The 4072-nt window shown below is 68.5% G+C and carries 4 protein-coding genes and 1 pseudogene; 1 reads left to right on the plus strand and 4 read right to left on the minus strand.

Features of this window, described 5'->3' with window-relative positions:
* The 3 genes from J7E68_RS16280 to J7E68_RS16290 all read right to left on the minus strand — a co-directional run.
* The coding region (locus J7E68_RS16280; protein ID WP_215174354.1) for a hypothetical protein at window positions 1-653 on the minus strand (653 nt) is incomplete at its 3' end.
* Window positions 653-1450 carry an MBL fold metallo-hydrolase gene (locus J7E68_RS16285; protein ID WP_215174356.1) on the minus strand — a complete coding sequence of 266 codons (798 nt, stop codon included), beginning with the start codon at window positions 1448-1450 and terminating at the stop codon, window positions 653-655. The genes J7E68_RS16280 and J7E68_RS16285, both read right to left, overlap by 1 nt.
* A complete protein-coding gene (locus J7E68_RS16290; protein WP_215174358.1) occupies window positions 1447-2436 on the minus strand; it encodes an NAD(P)-dependent oxidoreductase in 990 nt (329 codons plus the stop codon). Before J7E68_RS16290 ends, J7E68_RS16285 begins: the two co-directional genes overlap by 4 nt.
* A gap of 32 nt (window positions 2437-2468) precedes the next feature.
* Here J7E68_RS16290 and J7E68_RS16295 point away from each other — a divergent pair, with 32 nt between their 5' ends.
* Complete coding sequence (locus J7E68_RS16295; protein ID WP_215174360.1) at window positions 2469-3686, plus strand: glycosyltransferase; 1218 nt, start codon at window positions 2469-2471, stop codon at window positions 3684-3686.
* Here J7E68_RS16295 and J7E68_RS16300 read toward each other — a convergent pair.
* Window positions 3640-4072: pseudogene (locus J7E68_RS16300) on the minus strand (DNA topoisomerase IV subunit B); the annotation flags it as partial. The gene J7E68_RS16295 and the pseudogene J7E68_RS16300 sit on opposite strands and share 47 nt — an antisense overlap.

The raw sequence follows: 4072 nt of genomic DNA on the forward strand, positions 1-4072 counted from the left end.
TTCTGCGGGACGACATCGACCTCGCCGGCGTCGGCCGCACGCGCGATCACGCGCAGCACCGACGGAGGCGCGACGAGGATGGTCGGTCGATATTCCTGCAGGCGGGCGACGTTGTCGCGCATGTCCCCGAACACATCGAAGTAGCGGAACGACACCGCCCGCGACCCGACCGATTCATACAGGGTGTTGTCAGCCCGCAGGAAGAGTGCGATCCGGTGCCCGAGAAGTCCGCCGCGTGGAAGCGTTCGGGCAAGCACCGTCCCCACCCAGGCGTCGCGTTCGGCACTGCTGACGACGAACAGGCCGCGATGGCCGCTGGTGCCGCTCGACAGACCGACGGAGTTCGAGCCGAGATCGGCCTCGAAGTCGCGGGAGCGCTCGTTGGCGATCGCGAGCGCGAGCGCATCATCTCTGCCGACACCCACGGTGTTGATGTCGTCGAACCGACTCATCATGACCCGCTTGTCCATGAGCGGAAGGGCGTCGAACGAGCGTGTCCGCAGCTGCTCGCGGAAGTAGGGCGAGCGCCGACGCAGGAACCGCAGGTGCGCGCTGAGAAGGCGCTTCTGCCGGCGCCGGATCGCAGACCGCGTGCGCAGCGGCCGGAACCATCGCACGGCGGCGAACTCCCCGAGTATGCGAAGCGTGCCCATCAGCCCAGCAGGTCCTTGCCGCCGAGCGGATCGTGACTGCAGACCACGCGGATGCCCGCAGCGGCGAGATGGCCGAGCATCGTCGCCGTGGCCGAGTATCGATCGGCGTCGTGCTGAATCGCGCGCGGCAGCGCACGCAGCCGCGACGACGCATCGATCAGGTCGCTCCCCCACGCCGCATCGCCGGCGAGCAGCACACTGTGCTCGACCAGCGCGCCGAGGTGACCGTCGGCATGCCCCGGCAGGTCGACGACGAGGTAAGAGCCGTCGCCGAGCAGATCGTGGGCATGCAGAGTGACGCCGCCGACCAGGACCTCGCGGAGCTGCGGGTCATCGAGCACCGTCTTCTCGGCGGTCGCGAACCACTCCGGCAGAAGGCCGGTGAGCACCCCCTCGCGCAGTCGCGGAGCCGCGAGCGTGCGTTCCTGGCCGGCGCTCAGCACGAATTCCGCATCGGGGAACCTGCGCACCCCTCCGACATGATCCGGATGCAGGTGAGACAGCACGACATGCGTCACGGATGCCGGATCGACGCCGTCGGATGCGAGCCTGACGGCCACATCGTCGGCGTCGCTGACGGTGGGAGGCAGAAGCCGGCGGTAGACCGCTCCGCGCCAGCCGGTGTTCCAGATCCCGGTCGCGTAACCGGTGTCGAACAGCACGCGACGCCCGTCCCTCGCGTCGTAGAGGAACACACCGGAGGGGAACTCCCGGACTCCTCGTGACGCACCGCGGAACATCGCGCCGACGTCGTGCGCCGTGCTGCCGCAGACGTAGTGCCGGAGCCTGGCCGTCATGCGATCGCCCGCTGATGCGCAGCGACGGCGGCGAGAGCGTCGTCGAGGGAGACCTCAGGGCGGTAGCCGAGCTCCGACGTGGCACGCGTGATGTCGAGGGTCTGCGAGTAGGCGATGGTGCTGAGCGTGTAGCGGGTGAGCGGAGGCTCGGGGCGCCCGGGAAGGACGGAGCAGGCCCCCTCGAGCAGCGATGCCAGCACCCAGGCTGCTCGTCGATTCATGGGACGGAACCGAGGCTGCTCCCCCATCTCCGAGAGCAGCGTCGTCAGCAGCTCGCGGAACGGACGAGGATCGCCGTTCGTGATGTTGTACACCCCGCCCGCGCCATCTCCGGCGGTGAGGGCGAGACGCAGCGCCGAGGCGACGTTCTCGACCGCCGTCACATCGATGAGGTTGTCTCCCCCGTCGAACAGAGGCACGCCGATTCGGGCATGCACGTCGAGGAGTCTCGGCACCAGACTCGGATCTCCCACTCCGATGAGACCCCTCGGCCGCACGATCACCAGCTCGGAGAGCCGTCCTGCAGCCCGTGCTTCAGCGAGCAGGCGCTCTGCGGCGATCTTCGATCGGATATAGCCGTTCAGTCGATTCTCGGAGTCGACGTCGGGCTCCCTGATGTCCAGACGGTCACGGCCCGCGGCGTACACGCTCGGAGACGAGACGTGAACGACGCGACGCACGCCGTTGCGTCGGGCGAACTCGATCACGTGCGCCGTGCCCTCGACGTTCGCTTCGACGAATTCCCGCCATGCTCCCCAGGGCGTCGACAGCGCTGCGCAGTGGATCACGGCATCCACCGGAAGATCCAGAATGCGCAGTGAGGCGAGATCGCCGACGATGAGGTGCTCGGGATCCGAGACCCGAGCGAGGGCCTCGGCGTTGCGGCCGGCGGCGAACACTTCGTACCCGTGAGCCCGCAGATCGCGCACGGCGTAGCCACCGAGGAACCCGCTCGCCCCCGTCACCAGCACACGGGCTCCGGACATGCCCCTCACCCTAGCCGCCCTATTGTGGTCGGATGCGCATCGCCATGGTCACCGACTATTACCTGCCGACCCTCGGTGGGGTGCAGACCGTGATCAAGGCGCACAGAGAGGCCCTGGAATACGCGGGGCACGAGGTCTTCGTCTTCGCGCCGCTCGCAGAGCAGAGCTCCGACCCGCACATCGTCCGGCTACCGACGGCGCGTGGCTTCGCTCCCGACGGATACCCCTTCACCTGGACGCCGTCTGCGGCCGCGCGGACACTGCACGACGACCTGCGTTCGCGCGAGATCGACATCGTGCATGTGCACACCGAGATGTTCGCGGCGCTGGCGGGTTTCGAGGCGGCGAGGGCCCTCGGCATCCCGGTCGTGCAGACCATGCACGGGCGCATCGATGTGTACACCCGTTCGGTGCTGCCGCTTCCCTCGATCACCACGGTGCTGCTGGCGGCGATGCATCGGCGACGCATGAGCCATGACCGCTCGCGGATCGATCCGACTGCGCCGTACGCTGCGACCCGCATGGCGCGGCGGATGTGGCGGCTGATGGTGAGTCAGGCGAACCATGCAGATCACGTCATCGTCCCCTCCGCTCACTTCGCCGCGAAGCTCGCGGCGCAGGGCGTGCAGACGCCTCTCACCGTTCTCTCCAACGGCCTCGAGGACACGGTGCTCGAGGCGGTCGGCGCTCCCACCCCTCGCTCGCTGGCACGCGGCGAGGAGCTGCGGGTGGTCTGGTGCGGACGTCTCTCGCCCGAGAAGCGACCCGAGGTCTTCGTCGAGGCCGTGAGCCTCGTCCCCGGCATCCGCGCCGAGATGTTCGGCGATGGGGTGGCCAGACGCCGCGTCGCCTCGGCGACCGAGGCCCATGCCGACGGCCGGCTCATCGTGCACGGCGCCGTGCCCCAGTCACGCGTCCTCGAGGCGATGGCGCGTGCGCACGTGCTGGTGTCGAGCTCGCTCGACTTCGACAACCAGCCGATGGTGATCCTCGAGGGCATCGCAGCCGGTCTTCCGGTGATCGTGACGGATCCCGACCTCGCCGAGATGCTGCCACCGGGCGGCGGAACCATCACCCGCACATCGGACGCCGAGGGACTCGCGTCGGCCATCCGCGAACTTCGCGACGACCCGGCGCGTCTGCTCGAGATGAGCAGCGCCGCGATCGCACATCGCGCGGGGGCTGATTCCGACCCGGTGACGCTCAGGCGTCGATCGACTCCCGCGAGAGACGGTCGGAGGAGTCGATGATGAACTCGCGTCGAGGGGCGACCTCGTTGCCCATGAGAAGCTCGAAGACGCGACCCGCCGCCTCGGCATCCTCCATGCGCACGCGGCGGAGCAGGCGACCACCGCGATCCATCGTGGTCGATGCCAGCTGCTCGGCATCCATCTCGCCGAGACCCTTGTATCGCTGGATCGGCTCGTGCCAGCGCTTGCCCGCCTTGCGCAGCTTGGCGAGCAGAGTGTGCATCTCCTGCTCGCTGTAGGTGTAGATGGTCTCGTTGGGCTTCGAGCCCGGGTTCATCACGATCACCCGGTGCAGGGGCGGCACCGCCGCGAACACGCGTCCGTGCTCGATGAGCGGGCGCATGTACCGGTAGAAGAGCGTGAGCAGCAGGGTGCGGATGTGCACG

It is taken from the genome of Microbacterium sp. ISL-103 (assembly GCF_018613995.1).
Classification (GTDB): Bacteria; Actinomycetota; Actinomycetes; order Actinomycetales; family Microbacteriaceae; genus Microbacterium.

Bases quoted from the DNA above. Each gene is read 5' to 3' on its own strand.
- J7E68_RS16285 (WP_215174356.1), bottom strand. From the start codon at position 1,450: ATGACGGCCAGGCTCCGGCACTACGTCTGCGGCAGCACGGCGCACGAC.
- J7E68_RS16290 (WP_215174358.1), bottom strand. From the start codon at position 2,436: ATGTCCGGAGCCCGTGTGCTGGTGACGGGGGCGAGCGGGTTCCTCGGT.
- J7E68_RS16295 (WP_215174360.1), top strand. From the start codon at position 2,469: ATGCGCATCGCCATGGTCACCGACTATTACCTGCCGACCCTCGGTGGG.